The organism is Pigmentiphaga daeguensis, from assembly GCF_039523035.1.
Lineage (GTDB): Bacteria > Pseudomonadota > Gammaproteobacteria > Burkholderiales > Burkholderiaceae_B > Pigmentiphaga > Pigmentiphaga daeguensis.
This window is the reverse complement of sequence record NZ_BAAAEN010000032.1, coordinates 1-20,645: the sequence shown is the minus strand read 5'-3', so window position 1 is coordinate 20,645 and position 20,645 is coordinate 1. Positions and strand designations below refer to the sequence as shown.

Sequence of the window (20,645 nt, the reverse complement as noted above, 5' to 3'; positions counted from 1 at the left end):
TTATCCAAACGAGGTCAAGGATGAGACAAACTGCATGGACAGCCTGTGCCGTCGCGGTATGGGCGGCGATCGCCAGCCCGGCGCAGGCCGACGACGGCGCTTTCCCCAATCGCCCGGTACGCATCGTCGTGCCTTTCTCGGCCGGGGGCACGGCCGATGTGCTGCCCCGCATCATCGGCGAGAAGCTCAACGCGGCATGGGGCCAGCCCGTCATCATCGACAACCGGCCGGGCGCGGGCGGCAATATCGGCGCCGACATGGTGGCCAAGGCGGCGCCCGACGGCTACACGCTGATGGCCACGCCGCCGGCGCCGCTGACCATCAACCAGTATCTGTACAAGAACCTGCCGTTCGATCCCGAGCGCTTCGCGCCGGTGACCGTGCTGGCGCGCGTGCCCAACGTGCTGGCCGTCAAGACCGGCCTGCCGGTGAAGTCGGCGCAGGATTTCATCGGCTATGCCCGCAAGAACGGCGGGCAGGTGACCGTGGCGACGCAGGGCAACGGCACGACCTCGCACCTGACGGGTGCCCTGGTCGCGGCCCAGGCCGGCCTGGATTTCGTGTTCGTGCCGTACAAGGGCACGGCGCCGGCGCTGGCCGACCTGATGGGCGGACAGGTGGACGCCTTCTTCGACAACATCAGTTCGACCTTTCGCCAGCATGAGTCGGGCAAGGTGCGCATCCTGGCCGTGACCAGCGCGCAGCGCAGCCCCTTGCTGCCGAAGACGCCGACGCTGGCCGAGTCGGGGCTGCCCGGCTTCGACGTCAGCACCTGGTTCGGCGTGGTCGCGCCGGCCGGCACGCCACCCGAGGTGGTACGCAAGCTCAACGCCGCCATCGTCGAGGTACTGAAGATGCCCGACGTCAGGCAGAAGTTCATCGAGCAAGGCGCCGAAGTCGTCGGCGACACGCCGGCCCAGATGGCCGAATTCATGCGCGCCGAGCGCGCCAAGTGGAAGCAGGCCATCGACACGGCCGACGTCACCATCAACTGATGCTTGCAGCAACGAGGAAGTCCATGTCCCACAGCGAAACCCAAGAATCCCGGCGGACCTGGGAGCCGGGCCTGACCCGCGTGCCTTACTGGCTCTACCGCGACCAGGAAATCCACGAGGCCGAGCAACGGCGCGTCTTCCAGGGGCCGACCTGGAACTACCTGTGCCTGGAGGCCGAGATTCCCGAGCCCGGCTCCTATCGCACCACCTTCGTGGGCGCCATGCCGGTCATCGTGGCCCGCGACGAGGACGGCGAACTGCAGGCTTTCGAAAACCGCTGCGCCCACCGCGGCGCGCTGATCGCGTTGGAGGACGAAGGCAAGACGCGCGATTTCGCCTGTGTCTACCACGCCTGGCGCTATGACCTGCAGGGCAACCTGCGCGGCGTCGCGTTCCAGCAGGGCGTGAACGGCAAGGGCGGCATGCCGCCGGAGTTCCGCATGGAAGACCATCACCCGCGCAAGCTGCGCACCGCCAGCGTGGCGGGCATGGTGTTCGGCAGCCTGGACGAGGACGTGCCGCCGATCGAGGAGTACCTGGGCGACGAGATCCTGGAGCGTATCGAGCGCGTGCTGTGCAAGCCGGTGGAGGTGATCGGCCGCTTCAAGCAGACCATTCCGAACAACTGGAAGCTGTACATGGAGAACGTCAAGGACTCCTACCACGCCAGCCTGCTGCACGTGTTCTTCACCACCTTCAACATCAACCGCCTGTCGCAGAAGGGCGGGGTGATCGTGAGCGAGACCGGCGCCCACCACGTCAGCTATTCCAAGGTCTCGCACCAGCCGCAGCCCAATGCCGAATACAGCGCCGAAAAACTGCGCTCGGACAAGGAGGGCTATGCGCTGGCCGACCCGAGCATGCTGGACGGCTGCGACGAGTTCGGCGACGGCGTGACCTTGCAGATCCTGTCGGTGTTCCCCGGCTTCGTGCTGGCGCAGATCCAGAACACCCTGGCGATTCGCCAGATCCTGCCGGACGGGCTGGACCGGACGGTGTTGAACTGGACCTACCTGGGGTTCCAGGACGACACGCCGGAGCTGCGGCGCATGCGGTTGAAGCAGTCCAACCTGACCGGGCCGGCCGGATTCGTTTCCATGGAGGATGGCGCGGTGGGTGGCTTCGTGCAGCGCGGCATCGCGGGCAGCGATGGCCAGGCGGCCGTGCTGGAAATGGGAGGCAGCGGCATCGAGACGCAGGAGAACCGCACCACCGAAGCGTCGGTGCGCGGTTTCTGGAACGCCTATCGCGGCTATATGGAGATCTGAAGAGCATGGCCGAATTTACGCAAGAGCGGCTGGGCGCGCTGAACGCCGCCTACGCGCGCTGCATCGACAACGACGAGGTCGAGGCCTGGCCGGCGTTCTTCCAGGAGCGCTGCCTGTACGTCATCAATACCGCCGAGAACCACGCGGCGGGCATGCAGGCGGGCGTGATCTATGCCGACACGCGCGCCATGCTGCGGGACCGCGTATCGGCGCTGCGCGAGGCCAACGTCTACGAGCGCCACCGTTATCGCCACATCGTCGGACTGCCGTTCATGCTGGGCGTGCAGGACGGGGTGGCCAGCGTCGAGACGCCGTTCCTCGTGGTGCGCATCATGCGCGACGGCGCCACCGAGGTGTTCGCCTCGGGCCGCTACCAGGATCGCGTGGTCGAGGGCGCGGACGGGCAGTTGAGCTTCGCCGAGCGGCTGGTCATCTGCGACAGCCGGAACTTCGATACCCTGCTGGCGATACCGCTATGAGCGCCGACGCCCGACCATCCGCCGGAACCGTGCGCAAGCGCATTGCCATCGCGCTGGGCGATGCCAACGGCATCGGCCCGGAGATCGCCGTCAAGGCCGTCCACGCGCTGCGCGGCGCCCCGGTCGATTGCGTGCTGGTGGGCGATGGCTTCGTGTTGCGCGAGCAGGTGGCGCGCCACGCTCCCGGCATGGCGCTGGCGGCCTTCGACCCGGGCGCGGCGCGCCTGCCGGACCAGGTGTCGTGGGCCGAGGTGGCGGCGCTGCCGCCGTCGGAGTATCGGCCGGGCGAGGTGCGCGCCGCCGCGGGCGCGGCCATGGTGGCCTACGTGCGCGAGGCGGTGCGGCTGGCCCGCGCCGGCCTGGTCGATGCCGTGGTCGGCTGTCCGCATTCGGAGACATCCGTGGCGCGGGCCGGCATTGCGTTCTCGGGCTATCCGGGGCTGATCGCGCAACTGACGGGGACGCCGGCCGACCGGGTGTTCCTGATGCTGGTCACGCCCGACCTCAGGATCGGCCACGTGACGCTGCACGAACCGGTGCGGCATGCACTGGCCCGGCTGGACACGCAACTGGTCGTGGACGCGGCGCTGGCCGTCATCGACGGCGCGCGGGCGATCGGCATCGAGCGGCCGCGCCTGGGCATTTTCGGCATCAATCCGCACGCGGGCGAGGGCGGTCTGTTCGGCGACGAGGACCAGGCCATCACCGAGCCCGCGGTGGCGCGCCTGCGCGCCATGGGCCTGGAGGTGGACGGTCCCCAAGGAGCAGACCTGATGCTGGCGCAACGCGGGCATGACGTGTACCTGGCCATGTTCCACGACCAGGGGCACATTCCCGTCAAGCTGCTGAGCCCCCGCCAGGCCAGCGCGCTTTCCCTGGGCGGCGGCGTGCGTTTCAGCAGCGTCGGGCACGGCTGCGCCTTCGACATCGCCGGACAGGGCACGGCCGACCCGGCCGCGGTATTGCGTACCGTGCGCCTGTTGGCCGGGCTGGCCGATCACTAGGTCCGCCGGACCGGGATGGAATCCATGCAATACACCATACGCATCGATCAACGAGACATCGAATTTCCCTGCGAGGACGGCCAGACCGTCCTGGACGGCGCCCTGGCCGCCGGCTACGAGATCCCGTATTCCTGCCGCACCGGCATCTGCGGCAGTTGCCGGGGCCGCATCGTGCGCGGGGACGTCCGCGGCGGCGCCGGCGAGGGCGTGCTGGACGACGACGAGCGGCGCGAGGGCGGGACGCTGCTGTGCCAGGCCCGGCCCTGTTCCGACCTGGACGTGGCGGTGCGCGACATCGAGCGCCGCGATCCCGCCGCCAGCAAGACCGTGGCCGCCAAGGTCTACCGGCTGGCGCGCGCCGCCCACGACGTGACGGTGCTGCATCTGCGTTTTCCCGCCGGCACGCGGGTGCGCTTCAAGGCGGGGCAGTACCTGCACGTGCGGATGGCGGACGGCACCATACGCCATTTCTCGATGGCCAATCCGCCGCAGCAGAGCGACGGCGTGGAGCTGCACATCCGCCACGTTCCGGGCGGGAAGTTCTCGGGCTACCTGGCGGAGTCGATGCAGGCCGGCCAGTTGCTGGACGTGTCGCTGCCGTTCGGCGATTTCTACCTGCGCGAGACCGGCCGGCCGGCGGTGCTGGTGGCCAGCGGCACGGGTTTCGCCCCCATCAAGTCCATGGTGGAGGACGCCATCAAGCGCAAGCTCAAGCGGCCGATGACGCTTTACTGGGGCGCGCGCCGGGAAGAGGACTTGTACCTGGCGGACCTGCCGCGCAAATGGGCCGACAAGCACGGCTGGTTCCGCTTCGTGCCCGTGCTGTCCGACAGCCCGCCGGACGAAGGCTGGCAGGGCCGCCGCGGGTTCGTCCACCAGGCGGTGATGGACGACTTCGCCTCGCTGGCGGATCACGAGGTCTATGCCTGTGGCTCGCCCGCGATGATAAGCGCGGCGCGCCAGGGCTTCGTGCACGAGCGGGGATTGGCCACCGACCGCTTCCATTGCGACGCATTCGTGCCCATGGCGCCGCAGGCGGCGTAGCCGCCGCATCCCTCGGGGCCTCCGCCCCCCGGCTGTGCCAGAATGAGGCGTCGTCGGGGTGCGGAGGTTTCATGGACTGGATTCAACGCCTGCGTGTCAGGCAACTGTATGTGTTGGTCTCTCTTCACGAGACGGCCAACCTCAGCCTGACCGCGGCGCGGATGCACATGACCCAGCCCGCGCTGTCCAAATGGCTGCGCGAGCTGGAAACCGACCTGGGCGTGGAGCTGTTCGAGCGGCACTCGCGCGGGCTGGTGCCCACGCGTTTCTGCGATACGCTGGTCGAGCACGCGCGGGTGGTGCTGGGGGAGCTGGAACGCACCGGCGAGACGCTGCGCGCGATGAGCGACGGCTCGGACGGGCAGTTGCTGGTCGGCACCACGCCCATCGGGACCAGCGGACTGCTGCCCGCCTGCCTGGGCAACTACCGCCGCCTGCGGCCGGGCATCTGCACCGTCGTCCACGAGAATTCGCTGGAGAAGCTGCTGCCCCAGCTCAAGGAGGGCAGGCTCGATTGCATCGTGTCCCGCATCGAGGCGCCGGTCGATCCGGCGGTCGTGGCCGAGCCGCTGCTGGATGAAGGCATATGCGTGGTGGCCAGCCGGGGCCACCCGCTGGCGCGGCTGCGCAAGGTGAGCTGGGCCCAGGCCCGCGACTATCCGTGGGCGATGCCCCAGTCGGGCACGCCCCTGCGGCGCGAGATGGAACTGGCCCTGGCCGCGGTGGGCGAGCCGCCGCCGCGCGCCGCCATCGAGGCTTCGTCGGTGGTGCTGATCGCCTCGCTGCTGCAGGACGACGAGATGCTGGCGGTGATGTCGGACGCCGTGGTGCAGGCGCTGTCCCGGCTGGAGCGGCTGAAGGTCCTGCCTCTGGCGCTGGGACGCCGGGCCACGGTGGGCGTGCTGCGGCGGGCGGGCACGATGCCGACGCCCGTGCTGGAGGATTTCCTGTCCTGCCTCAGGCATGCGGCCCAGGCGGTCGGCCGGCGGCCGGAATAACCAGAATTCATGGCAGCGGGCCCATTAGTCATTATCCAGTCCGGGCCCTTGCATCCATACTCCGGGCACAAATCCATCATGCAAGGAGACAACATGGGTGCGACCCGTATCCTCGTCGCGGCCTGTGCCACATTCGCCGTGGCCGCGACCGCCGCCGCGCAGCCGGCGGCCTTTCCGTCCCGTCCCGTGCGCATCGTCGTGCCTTTCGCCCCGGGCGGTGCCGTGGATGTGATGACGCGGCAACTGGCGCGCGTGATGTCCGAGCAGCAGGGCTATACCGTCATCGTCGAGAACAAGCCCGGCGCCTCCGGCCTGATCGCCTCCGAGGCGGTGGCCAAATCCGCGCCCGACGGCTACACGCTGCTGATGGCGACCTCGAACACGCATGGCGTGAACAGCTTTCTGTTCAAGCAACTGCCCTACGACCCGGTCAAGGACTTCGCGCCGGTGGCGATGGTGGCCGACAACGTCGTGGTGCTGCTGGCGCACCGGTCGTTCCCGGCGACGACGTTCCAGGAAGCGGTGGCACTGATCCGCAAGACGCCCGGCAAGTACAGCTATGCCTCGCCCGGGTCGGGCACGGTCCATCACATGGGCATGGAACTGCTGAAGGCGGCCGCCCACCTGGACGTGGTGCACGTGGGCTACAAGGGTGCCGGTCCCGCCATGGCCGACCTGGCGGCCGGACACGTGCCGCTGATGATGGGCGGCATCGCGCCCGCGGCGCCGTTCATCAAGTCGGGCGCGGTGCGCGTGCTGGCCGTGGCCAACCCCGAGCCGTTCCCCACGCTGCCCGGCGTGCCGCTGTTCAAGGACGTGGCGCCGGAGGTGTCCGTGACCTCGTGGATGGGCTTGACGGCGCCGGCCGGCACGCCCGCCGCCGTGGTCGACCGGATCAATGCCGACGTGCGCAAGGCACTGGACAAGCCGGGTTTCGCGCAGACCATGGCCGAGCTGGGCATGGTGCCCCGCCCGATGAGCCCGGCCGACATGGGCCGCCAGATCGCCGCCGACATGCCCAAGTGGAAGCGGGCGGTGCAGATTTCCGGCGCCACCGCCGAATGAGCCCGGCCGACTACGCTTCGATGGAATCCCCGATGCCGCAATCGCAACGCCCCGTCAATTTCCTGTTGTTCATCACCGACCAGCATCGCGCCGACCATTTGGGCGCCTATGGCAACCGTGTCGTCGCCACGCCCAACCTGGACGCGCTGGCCGCCGCCGGCTGGCGCGGCGACGAGATGCACGTCGCCACGCCCATCTGCATGCCCAACCGCGCCAGCCTGCTGACCGGGCGCTACCCCTCGGCCCATGGCGCGCGCCACAACGGCATTCCGCTCGACCTGCAATCGGCCACCTTCGTGGACGTGCTGCGCCAGGCCGGCTACCGCACCTCGCTGGTGGGCAAGGCGCATTTCCAGAACATGACGGACAATCCGCCGCCGTGGCCGCCCAATCCCGCCGACCGGCTGGCGCGCGAGGCGAAGGTGCGCGGGCCCGGGCGCTACGACCAGGAGAACCGCAACAAGTGGCTGACCCAGGAGGGCTACGACCTCGACTATCCGTTCTACGGCTTCGAGGACGTGGACCTGGTGGACGATCACAGCGACTCCGTCCACGGCCACTACCGCCAATGGCTGCGCCGGCACCATCCCGAGGTGGAGGCCCTGATCGGGCCGAAGGCCGCCACGCCCGCGCCGGACTACGTGCTGACCTCGTTCGGCCAGGCCTGGCGCACGGCGGTGCCCGAGGAGCTCTATCCCAGCGCCTACATCGCCGACCGCACCATCGAGCGCCTGGAGCGCGCCGGCGGCCAGCCGTTCTTCATCCAGTGCTCGTTCCCCGATCCCCACCATCCCTTCACGCCGCCGGGCAAGTACTGGGACATGTACGACCCCGACGAAATGAAGCTGCCGCCGTCCTTCCACACCGGCGAGGCGCCGCTGCCCCACGTCGAATGGCTGTACCGGCAGCGCGACAGCGGCAAGGCGGTCAAGCATACGCCCGCCATCTTCGCCTGCACCGAACGCGAGGCCAAGGAGGCGCTGGCGCTGAACTACGGGTCGATCACCAACATCGACCACCAGATCGGCCGGGTACTGGCGGCGCTGAAGCGGCTGGGGCTGGAGAACGACACGGTGGTGATCTTCACCAGCGACCACGGCGACTATCTGGGCGACCACCAGTTGATGCTGAAGGGCCCCATCCACTATCGCGGCCTGGTGCGGGTGCCGTTCATCTGGCATGACCCGCGGCAGCCGGTGCGGGGCGCCGGCAGCGCACTGGCCAGCACCATCGACGTCGCGCCCACGATCCTGGCGCGCGCGGGCGTGGCCGGCTTCAATGGCATCCAGGGCAAGAGCCTGCTGGACGTCATGGCCGGCAAGGCCGAGCGCGTGCGCGAACACCTGATGATCGAGGAAGAGGGCCAGCGCGTCATCCTGGGCTTCGACGCCCGCATCCGCTGCCGTACCCTGCGTTCGGACCGCTATCGCCTGACGATCTACGACGGCGCCGAGTGGGGCGAGCTGTACGACCTGGAACGGGATCCCATCGAGGCCAGAAACCTGTGGGACGATGCCGGGTATGCGGGGGTCAAGGCCGACATGATGCAGGCCCTGGCGCGCGACATGCTCCATCACATCGACACCAGTCCCTATCCCGACGCATTGGCATGACCCCCCCTACGCGCTGACGCGCGCCCCCCAGGGGGCGATGCGAGCGGACTGGCAAAGCCAGATCCGCCGCATCCTGGGTGGTAGCGAATCAGTCCAGGGTAATCTTGAGGTCGCGGATCAGTTTTTGCCAGAGGTCGCTTTCGCTCTTGACCAGGGCGGCGTATTCCTGGGGCGTGCTGCCGACGGGCTCGATGCCGAACTCGACCAGCTTCTTGTTCACGGCCGGGGTCTTGATGGCGGCGGTGACTTGTTTCTGCAGCGTGGCGATGACCTCGGGCGGTGTGTTCGCGGGGGCGACCATGCCGACCTGGGCCGAGGCTTCCACGCCCTGGATGCCCAGTTCCGCGAAGGTAGGCACGTCGGGCAACTGCGGCAGGCGCGTGGGGTTGGCCACGGCCAGCGGACGGACCTTGTGGCCCTTGATGAAGGCGTTGCCGGCGGCGAGGTCGGTCATCATGGCCGGCAACTGGCCGCCCGCCACGTCGACCAGCGCGGGCGCGGCGCCGCGATAGGCGATGTGCAGCATGCGCATGCCGGTGCGTTCCTTCAAGAGCTCCATGGCCAGGTGGTGCGGGCTGCCCGCGCCGGCCGAGGCGTAGCTGTACTTGCCAGGCTGGCTCTTGACCTTGGCGATGAAATCCTTGGCGTCCTTGAACTCGGTGTTCGGCCCCACGATCAGGATCATGGGGAACTTGCCCATGAGCGTGACGGGCGCCAGGTCGCGCGTGGGGTTGTAGCTCAGGTTCTTGTACAGGGCGGGGTTGAACACCAGCGTGCCGTTGTCGGCCGACAGCACCGTGTAGCCGTCGGGCGCGGCGCGCGCCGTCTCGACCGCGCCGATGGCCGTGTTGCCGCCGGGCTTGTTGTCGACCACGACGGGCTGCTTGATGATCTCGGACAACTGGGCGCCGATGGTGCGGGCCAGGAAGTCGGAGCCGCCGCCCACCGCGTAGGGAACGATCCAACGGACGGGCTTGGAGGGATAGGCGTCGGCCGCCGCGGCCGCGCCGGTCCAGAGGACCAGCGTCGAAGCCGCCAGTGCCGTCGTCCACGTATTTTTCATGCTTGTCTCCTTGGAATTGTCATGCTTGGGGCAAAGCGGGCAGGATGGTGCCGGCGCACGAGCCGAAGCCTACGCGGTAGCCGTCGCCCTGGCACCAGCCGGTCAGGATGACTTCATCGCCGTCCTCGATGAAGGCGCGGGTCGCCCCGCCGATGTCCACCGGATGCTTGCCGTTGACGGTAAGTTCCAGCAGCGACCCGTACGAGCCGGCGTCGGGCCCGCTGATCGTGCCGGATCCCATCAGGTCCCCCACCCGGGTGTTGCAGCCGGACACCGTATGGTGCGCCAGTTGCTGAGCCATCGTCCAGTACATGTACTTGAAGTTGGTGGCGGCGAGGGTGGCGGCCTGTTCCCGGCCTTGCGGGCGCAGCGAGACTTCCAGGTGGATGTCGAAGGCGTGCTGGCCGTCGTGGCGCAGGTAGGGCAGGGGTTCAGGTTCCTGGCGGGGCTGCCGGGTGCGGAAGGGGGCCAGGGCGTCCATCGTGACTACCCAGGGCGAGATGGTGGTGGCGAAGCCCTTGGCGTTGAAGGGGCCCAGCGGCACGTATTCCCAGGCCTGGATGTCGCGGGCGCTCCAGTCGTTCAGCAGGACCATGCCGAAGATGCGCGATTCGGCCTCGTCGCTGGACACCGGTTCGGCCATGCCGTTGGGCACGCCGACGAAGAAGCCGGTCTCCAGTTCGAAGTCCAGCTTCAGGCAGGGCGAAAACACCGGCCTTTCCTGGTCGGGAAGCTTGATCTGCCCGTTGGGACGCCGCACGGGCGTGCCGCTGACGACCACCGACGAGGCGCGGCCGTTGTAGCCGATGGGGATCTCCAGCCAGTTCGGCAGCAGCGCGTTCTTGGGATCGCGGAACAGGGCGCCGACGTTGGTCGCGTGTTCCTTCGAGGAATAGAAGTCGGTATAGCCGGGGATCTCGACCGGCAGCAGCAACGTGGCGCCTGCCTGCGGCACCAGCGCCCGGGCGCGCGCCGCGGCGTCGTCGCGCAGGGTGGCGGTATCGGCGGCCAGCAGCGTGCTGACCTGGCCGCGCACGCTGCGCCAGGTGTCCCGGCCGGCGGCCATGAAGGCGTTCAGGCTGCCCGCGGCGAACAGGGGGCGGGGCGTGCGCAGCAGGCCGGTCTGTTCGAGGCGGGCCAGGTCCAGGATCTGGTCGCCGATGGCCACGCCCACCCGGGCGTCGGCGTCCGCGGACGGCTTGAATACGCCGTAGGGCAGGTTCTGGATGGGGAAGTGGCTGTCGGCGGCATTGGCCGACTCGACCCAGCTTTTCAGGCCGGGGGCGATCGTGGGATCGGCGGGGTTCATCGGGTCTCCGGGGAAAAATGCTTGGTCAGGTTCTGCCAGCACTGGAAGTACTGGCTTTGCAATTGGGCCGTGTCCAGCGCGTAGCGGGTGGGCTTGATGACGTGGCGGGTCTCGAACATGAACGCCATCGTATCGCCGACCTTGTGCGGCCGGGAGGTGTCCGCGCGCGAGGCTTTCTCGAAGGTGTCGCCGTCGGGGCCGTGGCCCGTCATGCAGTTGTGCAGGCTGGCGCCGCCCGGCACGAAGCCCTCGGCCTTGGCATCGTAGGCGCCGTGCACCAGGCCCATGAATTCGCTGGCCACGTTGCGGTGGAACCAGGGCGGGCGGAAGGTGTCCTCGGCCGCCAGCCAGCGCGGCGGGAAGATGACGAAATCCAGCGAGTCCACGCCCGGGGTGTCGCTGGGGGCGTGCAGCACCAGGAAGATGGACGGATCGGGATGGTCGTAGCTGATCGAGCCTATGGTGTTGAAGCGCCGCAGGTCGTACTTGTAGGGGGCGTAGTTGCCGTGCCAGGCCACGACGTCCAGCGGCGAATGGCCGATGTCGGCGCGCCAGAGGCGGCCGCCGAACTTGGCCACCAGCTCGAAGCGGCCTTCGCGGTCTTCATAGCCGGCGCGGGGCGTCAGGAAGTCGCGCGGGTTGGCGAGGCCGTTGGAGCCGATCACCCCCAGGTCCGGCAGGCGCAGCAGTGCGCCGAAGTTTTCGCAGATGTAGCCGCGTGCCTCGCCGTCGGGCAGCGACACCTGGAAGCGGCAGCCGCGCGGCACGACCGCGATCTCCTGCGGTTCGAGGTCGATCACGCCCAGCTCGGTGGCGATGCGCAGGCGGCCTTGCTGCGGCACGATCAGCAGTTCGCCGTCGGCGCTGTAGAAATAGCGGTCCCGCATGGAGCGGTTGGCGGCGTAAAGGTGGATGGCGCAGCCCTGCATGGCGTCGGCCGAACCGTTGCCCGCCATGGTGATCCAGCCGTCGACGAAATCGGTCGGCGCCTGCGGCATGGGCAGAGGATCCCAACGCAACTGGTTGGGCGAAGTCGGCGGTACCTGGCTGAAATCGCTCACCAGGCGCGGGCTTTCCATGGGTTCGAAGGGCAGGTGCACCGCGGCGGGACGTATCCGGTACAGCCACGACCGGCGATTGTGGCTGCGCGGCGCGGTGAAGGCCGTGCCGGACAATTGCTCGGCATACAGTCCGTAAGGGGCGCGTTGCGGGGAGTTGCGTCCCACGGGCAGGGCGCCTGGCAGGGCTTCGGTGGCGAACTCATTGCCGAAGCCCGACATGTAGCCGGTGCTGGCGGCGGTTTCGGCGGGGTGGGCAGGCGTGGTCATGGTCGTCTTCGGTAGGGGAGCGGGATTTACGTTGAAAGTAATACGTTTACGTTAAGCGTAATTTTTGTTGGCTGCGGCGTCAAGTAATTACGTCATGCGTGCTAGGATTACGTTAAACGTAATCGTGCGAGGGCGGCGTGGCCACCAAGGAAAGAACGGACGCGGGCGAGGACGAGGCGCCCGCGCGCGCGGGCAGCGGAGTGCAGGCGCTGGAAACCGGCCTGACGGTGCTCGACGCCTTCGCCGACGTCGTTCGCCCCATGATGCTCAAGGAAGTCGCCCTGGCGGCCGGCATGCATCCGGCCAAGGTGCATCGCTACCTGGCCAGCTTCGTCAAGCGCGGCTACGTGGAGCAGGATCCGCAGGGGCGCTACAGCCTGGGGCGCGGCGCGCTGCGCATCGGCCTGGCCAGCCTGGCCTCCCTGGACGCCGTCCGGCTGGTCACGCCGCTGCTGGACGAGCTCAGCAACGCGCTGGGCGAGACCGTGCTGGCGGCGGTCTGGGGCAACCGCGGGCCCACCGTGGTGCAGTGGCGCGACTCGCCCCGGCCGGTCATGGTGAACGTGCGCCCCGGGTCGGTCCTGCCGTTGCTGTCGTCGGCCACCGGGCGGGTGTTCGCCGCCTTCATGGAGCCGCCGCTGACAGCGTCGCTGGTCGAGGAAGAGCTGAAGGAGCGGGCGGCCGAGGGCGCATACCCCTCGGACGACCGGGAAGTCGCGGAACTGCTGGACGGCGTGCGCGCGCTGCACCTGGGCCGAGTCACCGGCGACGTCCTGCCCGGCGTGGACTCGGTCAGCTCCCCCGTCTTCGACTACGACTCGCGCATGGTGCTGGCCATCACCGCCCTGGGCAACAGCGCCCGCTTCGATTCCGACCCCGCCGGCCCCATAGCCACCGCGGTCCGCCAGGCCGCCGCAACCCTGTCCCATCGCCTGGGTTACCCGGGCGCCGCCAGGTCCTCATAAGAAAAAGCCGCTCGACAGAGCGGCAAATGACTGCACCCAACACCAGTATGACCCTGGCGAAGGATGGCGCGAACTCCGTACCATCCCCAATATCGCGGGTTCGTGATCAATCTGAATCTGCGAATATTTCCGCTCTTCAAGACCCCCCGAGGCTCAATACTCCGCCGTAAGCGTGATCTCCCCGCGGATGTCCGTGCCGTTGTTGATGACCACGCGTACGGTCTTGGGCTTGCCGTCCGCCTTGCCGCGATAGGTGACGATGTAGCCGCCGGCCGCGACTTCGGCGATGGGCAGGTCGATCAGGCTGAATTCCTTTTCGTCCCATTCGAAGTAGGCTCCGCCGGTGCCCGCGGCGCCCGCGAAAACCTTCATGTCGGTGTGCTGCCGCGGATTGTCGATCGCCGGCGATACCACGTGCACGACAGCCTTGCCCTTGAGCTTGGTGATGAGATCGGCCGCCAGAGGAGGGATCCAGCGACCGCTGATGCTGGCCTCGGAATAGGTCGATCCGTTGTGCGATACCACATCGGTGACCACGATCAGCACGCGTTGTGCGCCGGTACGCCAGGGCGTCTTGTCGTAGGCGAACTGCAGTGCGCCGACTCCGTTCTCGGGGCCGTCGCCGCCCCCCGTCGCGGTTTCCTCGGTGATGAACTGCTTGAACTTGGCGAAATCGGTGGTGGGCGCGAAGACCTGGCGTTCGCTCGGGTCGAAGGCCGGCGGCTGGGTGCTGCCCGTGCCGAGGCGCGGGGAGCCGGTGGTCTTGGTGTCGAACGCATCGCCGAAGGTGACCGCGCCCAGCTGGACGTCCAGGCCGCTCTTGCCGAGAAAGTCGGCGAACTCGATGATGGACGTCTGCACGCTCTTGAGGGCGCCGCTCATGCTGCCCGTCGTGTCGAACACGAACACCACGTCCGCCTTGGCTCGCGTCGAATCCTCGCCGATGCGGCGCACGGTGTGGCCCTTGACGATGCCGTTCTCCACCACGACGAAGTCATCCGCTTCCAGGTCGGGAACGCCCGCGCGCGTCAGGTTCGCGCGGGTGGCCGCAAACTTGTTGGGACCGGAGCGCATGGACAACTGCCGGGCCGACAAGGTCGTGGCGGTCGGCGCGGCGAAACCCGCGATGTTGATGTCGAACAGGCCGCTGCCATCGGTCCTAGCGGCGACGGACCCGGCCGCCGTGATGGTGGGATCGGTGATCGGCGCGGGCGGCTTGGCGGTGCTGTCGGCGTAGGGGTCGGGCGGCGGCGGGGTGCCCGGGTCGCCTCCGCCGCTCGAGGTGACCGCCCCGTCTCCGCCGCAGCCCGCGAGGAATCCCGCGACCAGCAGCGCCATCAATCCATTCCTGGAAAACAGTTTCATCATCGTGCTCCCTGACGTCCCCCCCTGGGGGCGCATGCCATGAATGCGCGGCGCGCGGACCATCCTGGTGAAAAAGGGTGGGCCGTGCGACGCGGACTGGTGTTGAACCGCGGTCCGAATCGGATCAGGGGTTCGTGCAGGGGATGGTAGGGAGGAACCGCAGGCCGCTGAATATGGCAAACGGCGGGCCGGAACTAGGCCGAAAGGGGGAGGGGGAGCCGCGCCTCGGGCGTGGGCGCGGCGAGGGAATCAGGCGATTTCGTAGTCGACCATGCAGCCGGAGCTGAGATAGCGATCCATTCTGGCGCGCGTTTCCATGTGGACCGGATGGGCGTGATAGGCCTGCAGCGCGTCGCGGTCAGTGAATACCGTGTAGACCACGACGTCCAGCGCCTTGCTGGACGTGCTGAAGTTCAGGCCCGCCTCGGATTCCAGCAGGCCCGGGATGCGTCCGCGCTGTGCCGCGATGGTTTCGCGGATGATGGCGAAGACCGATTCGCGGGTCTCGCCTTCCTCGAGTTTCAAGCGCCACATGGCGATGTGCTTGATCATGGAAGCTCCTTGGTGCGTGCGTGGAAGTGGTTCGTCTAGCGCGCCGCGAGCCGCCACAGCGCCGTGGTTTCGGCGGCCCGGGCCGCGTGCAGCGGGTCGTTCCCGTCCCGGACCTTGGGATGGCGGGGGCGGGTCTCGATCCGGTCGATCACCCGCAGGCCGGCGTTCTCCACCAGGGACAGCAGTTCGTCCCGGGAGCGCAGGCCCAGGTGTTCGGCCAGGTCCGACAGGATCAGCCAGCCTTCGCCTTGCGGTGCCAGATGTGCGGCCAGCCCGGCCAGGAAGCCGCGCAGCATGCGGCTGTCGGGGTCGAAGACCGCGCGGTCCAGGCCTGCGTGCGCGGGGCCGGGCACCCAGGGAGGGTTGCAGACGATGAGTTGCGCGCGGCCCGGGGGGAAGAGATCGGCCGCTTCGACGCGGACACGGTCCGCCACGCCGAGCCGGTCGATGTTCTCGTGCGCGCAGGCCAGCGCGCGGGGATCGGCGTCGGTCGCCACGATGCGGCGCACGCCGCGCCGGGCCAGCACGGCGGCCAGGACGCCGGTGCCGGTGCCGATGTCGAAGGCGGTGTCCTGGCCGGGCAGCGGCGCCTGGGCCACCAGGTCCACGTATTCGCCGCGTATCGGCGAGAAGACTCCGTGATGCGGATGGATGCGGGCGCCGAGCGCCGCCACGGGCACGCCTTTCTTGCGCCATTCGTGGGCGCCGACCACGCCCTGCAATTCACGCAGCGAGACCACGGCGTCGCGGCCGATCTCGCCGTAGGCTTCCCGGCAGGCCTGCCGCACGTCGGGCGCCCGCCGCAGCGGAATGCCGAAATCCGCGTCCAGGGGTACCAGCAGCATGCCCAACACGCGTGCCCGTTGCAACTGGGCCTGCCGGTACAGATGGAAGGTCTGGGTGATGGTCGCGCCCGGCTTGAACGGCCGGCGGTCCGCTCGCCGCGCCATGGCCTGCAGCAACAGGCGGGCGTTCTGGAAGTCGCCGCGCCACAACAGCGCCGTGCCTTCGCAGGCCAGGCGGTATGCCTGGTCGGCCGGCATGCGGTCGTCGGCGGCCGCGACGCGCCGGGGAGGAGGATGCCCCCCGGCCGACAGCCATGCCGCCTCGCGGGGTTCGGGATCGTTCCAGTGCAGGATGTCGTCGGCAGTCGTCACGGCGGGAAAAGGCAAGGGCGAAGGGGGCCGAGTCTACTCCATCGGCGCGGCCCGGCGCCGCCAGACCGTGGCGAGCCAGGGTTGCTGGGCGCGGGGCAGGCCGGCGGGCCGGTAGTAATGTTCGAGCTCGTCGAAGCCGGCGGCGTCCAGGTAGCGGCGCCATTGCTCCAGGTCGTGGTAGACGCCGTAGCGGCCCCGGTTCCAGCCTTCCTCGTTGTTGCCGCGCGGGTTGGAGCAGAACAGCACGCCGCCGGGCTTGAGCGTGCCGCGCAGCGCCGCCAGCACGCGTGGCAGGTCCTGGCTGGGGATGTGGAACATCGAGGCGTTGGCGAAGATGCCGTCGAAGCGGCCGGCGGGCAGGTCCAGCGCCAGGAAGTCCTGGCACCATACCTCGCAGCCGCTGTGCGAGCGCGCCATGGCGGCGAAGGACGGCGAGCCGTCCAGGCCCACGGCCTCGTGGCCGCGCTCGCGGAAGGTTTTCAGGTCGCGGCCCGGCCCGCACCCGAAGTCCAGGATGGCCAGGGGCGGGGGCGCGGCGAGGTGCCGCAGCAGCGCGTCGATGTTCTGCCCGACGTCGTGGTCGCGCGTGCCTTCCCAGAAGGCGGCGGCGTTCCGTTCGTAGTAGTCCAGCGTGGGGGCGGAAATGTCTCGGTGGGGGTCGGTCATGGGGTTCGGCGGCGTGGGCCGTGCGGGTTATGATCCAGGGCCTACGTATACGATCTTGTCGCGGAGACCTGCCTGATGCCTGCGTTCGACTACGACCTTATCACCATTGGCGCCGGTTCGGGCGGCGTGGCCGGTTCGCGCCGGGCCGCGTCGTACGGCGCCCGCGTGGCGATCTGCGAGGACGGCCGGGTGGGCGGGACCTGCGTCATCCGCGGCTGCGTGCCCAAGAAACTGCTGATGTACGGCTCGCAGTTCGCCGATGCCTTCCAGGACGCGGCCGGCTACGGCTGGAGCGTCCCGGACGCGAGCCTGGACTGGGGCGCCCTGGTGGCCGCCAAGAACCGCGAGATCGATCGCCTGGAAGGCGTCTACCGCCGGATGCTCGACCAGGCCGGCGTGACGCTGATCGAAGGCCGGGCCGTGGTGGTGGACCCGCATACGGTCGAGGTCGCCGGCAAGCGCCATACGGCCGAGCGCATCATGATCGCCACCGGCGGCCATCCCGTGCTGCCCGACATCCCCGGCATCGAACTGGCGATCACCTCGAACGAGGCGCTGTCGCTGGACAAGCTTCCGGGCGACGTGCTGATCGTGGGCGGCGGCTATATCGCGCTGGAATTCGCGGGCATCTTCCGCGGCGCCGGCGCGCGCGTGACCCTGGCCATCCGGCGTGACCAGGTGCTGGGCGGATTCGACCAGGACATCCGCCAGAGCGTGGCCGAAGGGCTGCAGCGGCGCGGCGTCGTCATCCGGCCGCACACCCGCGTGGTGGGAATGGCGCGGCGCGACGGCCGCATCGCCGTGCAGATCGACGATGGCGAGATCTTGATGGTCGACCAGGCGATGATGGCCACGGGCCGCGCGCCCAATACCCGCGGCCTGGGGCTGGAGGCCTGCGGCGTGGCGCTGGGCGAGCGCGGCGAGATCAAGGTGGACGGCCAGTCGCGCACCAGCGTGCCCAGCATCTACGCCGTCGGCGACGTTACCGACCGCCTGAACCTGACGCCCTGGGCCATCGCCGAAGGGCGGGCCCTGGCCGAGACGCTGTACAACGACAATCCCATGCAGGCCGATGCCGAGAACGTGCCCGCGGCCGTATTCAGCCAGCCGCCGGTGGCCACGGTCGGCCTGTCCGAAGAAGATGCCCGCAAGCGCTACGGCAAGGTCCGCGTCTATCGTTCGCGCTTCCGGCCGATGAAGAACACGCTGTCGGGCCGCGACGAACAGACCATGATGAAGCTGGTCGTGGACGACGCCAGCGACCGGGTGGTGGGCTGCCACATGGTCGGCCCCGATGGCCCCGAGATCATCCAGGGCCTGGCCATCGCGATGAAATGCGGCGCGACCAAGCGGCAGTTCGACCAGACCATAGGCCTGCACCCGACGGCGGCCGAGGAGTTCGTCACCATGCGCGAGCCGGTCGGCGCCTGAGAGAAGGAAAAATGAACATGCCCGCTTCCGCCCCGTCCAGCCTGGATGCCCCGCTGATCGTCACCGTGGCGCCCAACGGGGCCTACAAGAAGACCGCCGACCACGCCGCGGTGCCGGTCACCCCCGGCCAACTGGCCGAGACCGCCAAGCGCTGCCTGGACGCCGGCGCGGCCATGCTGCACATGCACGTACGCAAGGCCGACCAGTCGCACAGCCTGGAGCCCGAGGCCTACCTGGCCGCCACGCGCGCCGTGCGCCAGGCCGTGGGCAACGAACTGGTGGTGCAGATCACCACGGAAGCCGCGGGCGTGTACGCTCCCGACGAACAGGTCGCCTCGGTGATGGCCGTCAAGCCCGAGGCCGTGTCCGTGGGGCTGCGCGAGATCGCGCTGGGCCCGCAGGCCGATGCCCGCGTCGCCTCGCTGTTTTCCTGGCTGGCCCGGGAAAGGGTCATGACCCAGGTCATCCTGTACGACACCGGCGACGTCGAACGCTGGATGGACTACCGCCGCCAGGGCGTGGTGCCCGACGCGCCGTGGTTCGTGCTGTTCGTGCTGGGGCGCTACAGCGCCGGCCAGACCTCGTCGCCGTCCGACCTGCTGCCTTTCCTGGCCGCCTACGACCATGCCCATCCATGGGCCATGTGCGCGTTCGGCCGCCACGAGCACGCCTGCGCGGCGGCGGCGGCCGCGCTGGGCGGGCATGCGCGCGTGGGGTTCGAGAACAACCTGTACTTGCGCGATGGATCCGTCGCCGGCGACAACGCCGCGCTGGTGCGGCAGGTGGCCGAGGTCGCCGGTGCGCTGGGGCGCAGGATGGCGACCGCGGACCAGGTGCGCGCGCTGTTCCTGGGCGACGAGCGCTAGGCTCGCGCCCGCCGCATCCGCCGGATCAATCCAGGCGGATGTCCGCGGCCCGCACGATTTCTCCCCACTTGGCCGCTTCGGCACTGCGGTACTTGGCGAAGTCCGCCGGCGTGCCGCCTAGCGGCTCGGTGCCCGAGGCCGCCAGTTCCTGCTTGTAGTCGGCGCTGGACAGGATCTTGTTGACGGCCTTGTTCAGCGTGTCCACCGTGGCGGCCGGCGTCGAGGCCGGGGCGACCAGGCCGAACCACGCTTCGGAGGCAAAGCCCGGCAGCGTCTCGGCCACGGTGGGGATGTCCTCCATGCCCTTCACGCGCCTGGGCGAAGCGACACCCAGCGCCCGCATCTTGCCGCCCTTGACGAAGGGCAGCGTGCTGGGGGAATTGTCGAACATCACCTGCACCACGCCCCCCATGAGGTCGGTCGCCGCCGGCGCGCTGCCGCGATAGGGAATGTGCTGGATGCCGATGCCCGCCTGGGTCTTCAGGAGTTCCATCGTGAGATGGCTGGTGGTGCCGTTGCCCTGCGAGCCGTACGACAGCTTGCCCGGGTGCTTGCGCGCGTAGTCCACCAGTTCGGCCACCGTCTTGAACGGCGCGGACGGATTGGCCACCAGCATGATGGGCACCGCGGCCACCAGGGCGACCGGCGCGAAGCTGGTGGCCGGGTCGTAGCCGGGGTTCTTGTACAGGTGCTGGTTGATGCTGAGCGGGCCGGCGGTGGACAGCAGCAGCGTGTAGCCGTCGGGCTGGGCGCGTGCGACGGCCTGCGCGCCGATGTTGCCGCCGGCGCCGGGACGGTTCTCGACGACCACCGTCTGCTTGAGTTCCGTTCCCAGGCGCGCCGCCAGCGACCGGGCGATGATGTCCGTCGTGCCGCCCGGCGGGAAGGGAACGACGAAGGTGATGGGTTTTTCGGGATAGGCGGCGTGGGCGGACGCGCCGGCGGCAAGCATGGCCGCGGCCAGCAGGAAGCGCGGGTTCAAGGGCATGGGGGGTCTCCTGGATATTTATGGTGGGGAAGGGGCGCGGATCACGCCTGCCGCGGCACAGGCTCGAAGCCGTACAGCGCCTGCGGGTTGTCGACGAGCATCCGGTGGCGGTCGGCCGCGTCGGGTACCCAGAGCGGGATGAGGTCGACCAGGTCGCCGTCGTTGGGCATCGGGCCGGTATGGATGGGATGGGGCCAGTTGCTGCCCCAGATCATGCGATCGGGGCGCGCGGCCACCACGCGGTGGATCATCGGCAGCATGTCGGCGTGCGGGTAGGGCTGGCTGGACAATCGATACAGGCTGGCCAGCTTGATCCAGCAGCGGTCGGTGTCCAGCAGCGACATCACCGTCGCGAAGGACGCCGAATCCAGCCCCTCGTCCGCGCGGATGCGAGAGGTGGCTCCGGTTGTTTGGACAGTATTTTGAGATTTTAAGTGGAACGCTCCGGGCACATCATGCTGCCGTTTTAATCGCAGGCAGCATCGCGAA

Annotated in this window: 20 protein-coding genes; 11 read left to right on the top strand and 9 right to left on the bottom strand. The window is 68.9% G+C overall.

Annotation, left to right across the window (positions count from 1 at the left end):
• The first annotated feature begins 20 nt into the window (after positions 1-20).
• The 8 genes from ABD104_RS26735 to ABD104_RS26700 all read left to right on the top strand — a co-directional run bounded on the left by ABD104_RS26735 (position 21) and on the right by ABD104_RS26700 (position 8,466).
• Positions 21-995, top strand: a complete 975-nt coding sequence (locus ABD104_RS26735; RefSeq protein ID WP_087841210.1) for a Bug family tripartite tricarboxylate transporter substrate binding protein — start codon at positions 21-23, stop codon at positions 993-995.
• Between the two features lie 23 nt (positions 996-1,018).
• The gene (locus ABD104_RS26730) at positions 1,019-2,263 is read left to right on the top strand and encodes an aromatic ring-hydroxylating dioxygenase subunit alpha (RefSeq protein WP_087841211.1); all 1,245 of its coding nucleotides are present in this window, start codon (positions 1,019-1,021) and stop codon (positions 2,261-2,263) included.
• 5 nt (positions 2,264-2,268) lie between these two features.
• Positions 2,269-2,742, top strand: a complete 474-nt coding sequence (locus ABD104_RS26725) for an aromatic-ring-hydroxylating dioxygenase subunit beta (protein ID WP_087841212.1) — start codon at positions 2,269-2,271, stop codon at positions 2,740-2,742.
• Positions 2,739-3,746 carry a PdxA family dehydrogenase gene (locus ABD104_RS26720; protein ID WP_087841213.1) on the top strand — a complete coding sequence of 336 codons (1,008 nt, stop codon included), beginning with the start codon at positions 2,739-2,741 and terminating at the stop codon, positions 3,744-3,746. Before ABD104_RS26725 ends, ABD104_RS26720 begins: the two co-directional genes overlap by 4 nt.
• A gap of 15 nt (positions 3,747-3,761) precedes the next feature.
• Positions 3,762-4,790, top strand: coding sequence for a 2Fe-2S iron-sulfur cluster-binding protein (locus ABD104_RS26715; protein ID WP_343928537.1), 1,029 nt, complete (start codon positions 3,762-3,764; stop codon positions 4,788-4,790).
• Between the two features lie 71 nt (positions 4,791-4,861).
• Positions 4,862-5,788 (top strand): LysR family transcriptional regulator, encoded by a 927-nt coding sequence (locus ABD104_RS26710; RefSeq protein WP_087841215.1) that lies wholly within the window; start codon positions 4,862-4,864, stop codon positions 5,786-5,788.
• 93 nt (positions 5,789-5,881) lie between these two features.
• Positions 5,882-6,853, top strand: a complete 972-nt coding sequence (locus ABD104_RS26705) for a Bug family tripartite tricarboxylate transporter substrate binding protein (protein ID WP_279818425.1) — start codon at positions 5,882-5,884, stop codon at positions 6,851-6,853.
• A gap of 32 nt (positions 6,854-6,885) precedes the next feature.
• A complete protein-coding gene (locus ABD104_RS26700) occupies positions 6,886-8,466 on the top strand; it encodes a sulfatase family protein (protein WP_132980298.1) in 1,581 nt (526 codons plus the stop codon).
• Positions 8,467-8,554: 88 nt separating this feature from the next.
• On the opposite strand, the gene ABD104_RS26695 is transcribed toward ABD104_RS26700, so the two are convergent.
• From ABD104_RS26695 to hmgA, 3 genes are read right to left on the bottom strand one after another with little or no spacing between them, the layout of a single operon-like run.
• Positions 8,555-9,529, bottom strand: coding sequence for a Bug family tripartite tricarboxylate transporter substrate binding protein (locus tag ABD104_RS26695; protein ID WP_087841217.1), 975 nt, complete (start codon positions 9,527-9,529; stop codon positions 8,555-8,557).
• A gap of 19 nt (positions 9,530-9,548) precedes the next feature.
• Positions 9,549-10,838 (bottom strand): fumarylacetoacetase, encoded by a 1,290-nt coding sequence (gene fahA / locus ABD104_RS26690; protein WP_343928536.1) that lies wholly within the window; start codon positions 10,836-10,838, stop codon positions 9,549-9,551.
• Positions 10,835-12,166 (bottom strand): homogentisate 1,2-dioxygenase, encoded by a 1,332-nt coding sequence (gene hmgA, locus ABD104_RS26685; protein WP_087841219.1) that lies wholly within the window; start codon positions 12,164-12,166, stop codon positions 10,835-10,837. Before hmgA ends, fahA begins: the two co-directional genes overlap by 4 nt.
• A gap of 137 nt (positions 12,167-12,303) precedes the next feature.
• On the opposite strand from hmgA, the gene ABD104_RS26680 reads away from it, so the two are divergent.
• Positions 12,304-13,131 (top strand): IclR family transcriptional regulator, encoded by an 828-nt coding sequence (locus ABD104_RS26680; protein ID WP_087841220.1) that lies wholly within the window; start codon positions 12,304-12,306, stop codon positions 13,129-13,131.
• Between the two features lie 153 nt (positions 13,132-13,284).
• Here ABD104_RS26680 and ABD104_RS26675 read toward each other — a convergent pair whose 3' ends face one another.
• The 4 genes from ABD104_RS26675 to ABD104_RS26660 all read right to left on the bottom strand — a co-directional run bounded on the left by ABD104_RS26675 (position 13,285) and on the right by ABD104_RS26660 (position 16,871).
• Entirely contained in the window at positions 13,285-14,496 is a 1,212-nt protein-coding gene (locus tag ABD104_RS26675) for a vWA domain-containing protein (protein ID WP_132980297.1), read from the bottom strand.
• Between the two features lie 249 nt (positions 14,497-14,745).
• Positions 14,746-15,048 (bottom strand): Dabb family protein, encoded by a 303-nt coding sequence (locus ABD104_RS26670; RefSeq protein WP_087841222.1) that lies wholly within the window; start codon positions 15,046-15,048, stop codon positions 14,746-14,748.
• Between the two features lie 35 nt (positions 15,049-15,083).
• Positions 15,084-16,205 (bottom strand): methyltransferase, encoded by a 1,122-nt coding sequence (locus tag ABD104_RS26665; protein WP_420495212.1) that lies wholly within the window; start codon positions 16,203-16,205, stop codon positions 15,084-15,086.
• Positions 16,206-16,238: 33 nt separating this feature from the next.
• Positions 16,239-16,871, bottom strand: coding sequence for a class I SAM-dependent methyltransferase (locus tag ABD104_RS26660; protein ID WP_087841223.1), 633 nt, complete (start codon positions 16,869-16,871; stop codon positions 16,239-16,241).
• Positions 16,872-16,946: 75 nt separating this feature from the next.
• On the opposite strand from ABD104_RS26660, the gene gor reads away from it, so the two are divergent.
• Positions 16,947-18,302, top strand: coding sequence for a glutathione-disulfide reductase (gor, locus tag ABD104_RS26655; protein ID WP_343928535.1), 1,356 nt, complete (start codon positions 16,947-16,949; stop codon positions 18,300-18,302).
• Positions 18,303-18,313: 11 nt separating this feature from the next.
• Positions 18,314-19,168: a beta-keto acid cleavage family enzyme gene (locus ABD104_RS26650; protein WP_087841225.1), complete on the top strand. Its 855-nt coding sequence runs from the start codon at positions 18,314-18,316 to the stop codon at positions 19,166-19,168.
• 25 nt (positions 19,169-19,193) lie between these two features.
• On the opposite strand, the gene ABD104_RS26645 is transcribed toward ABD104_RS26650, so the two are convergent.
• Complete coding sequence (locus ABD104_RS26645; protein WP_087841226.1) at positions 19,194-20,156, bottom strand: Bug family tripartite tricarboxylate transporter substrate binding protein; 963 nt, start codon at positions 20,154-20,156, stop codon at positions 19,194-19,196.
• A 41-nt stretch (positions 20,157-20,197) separates the two neighbouring features.
• Positions 20,198-20,608 carry an amidohydrolase family protein gene (locus ABD104_RS26640; RefSeq protein WP_343928548.1) on the bottom strand — a complete coding sequence of 137 codons (411 nt, stop codon included), beginning with the start codon at positions 20,606-20,608 and terminating at the stop codon, positions 20,198-20,200.
• Positions 20,609-20,645 lie beyond the last annotated feature (37 nt).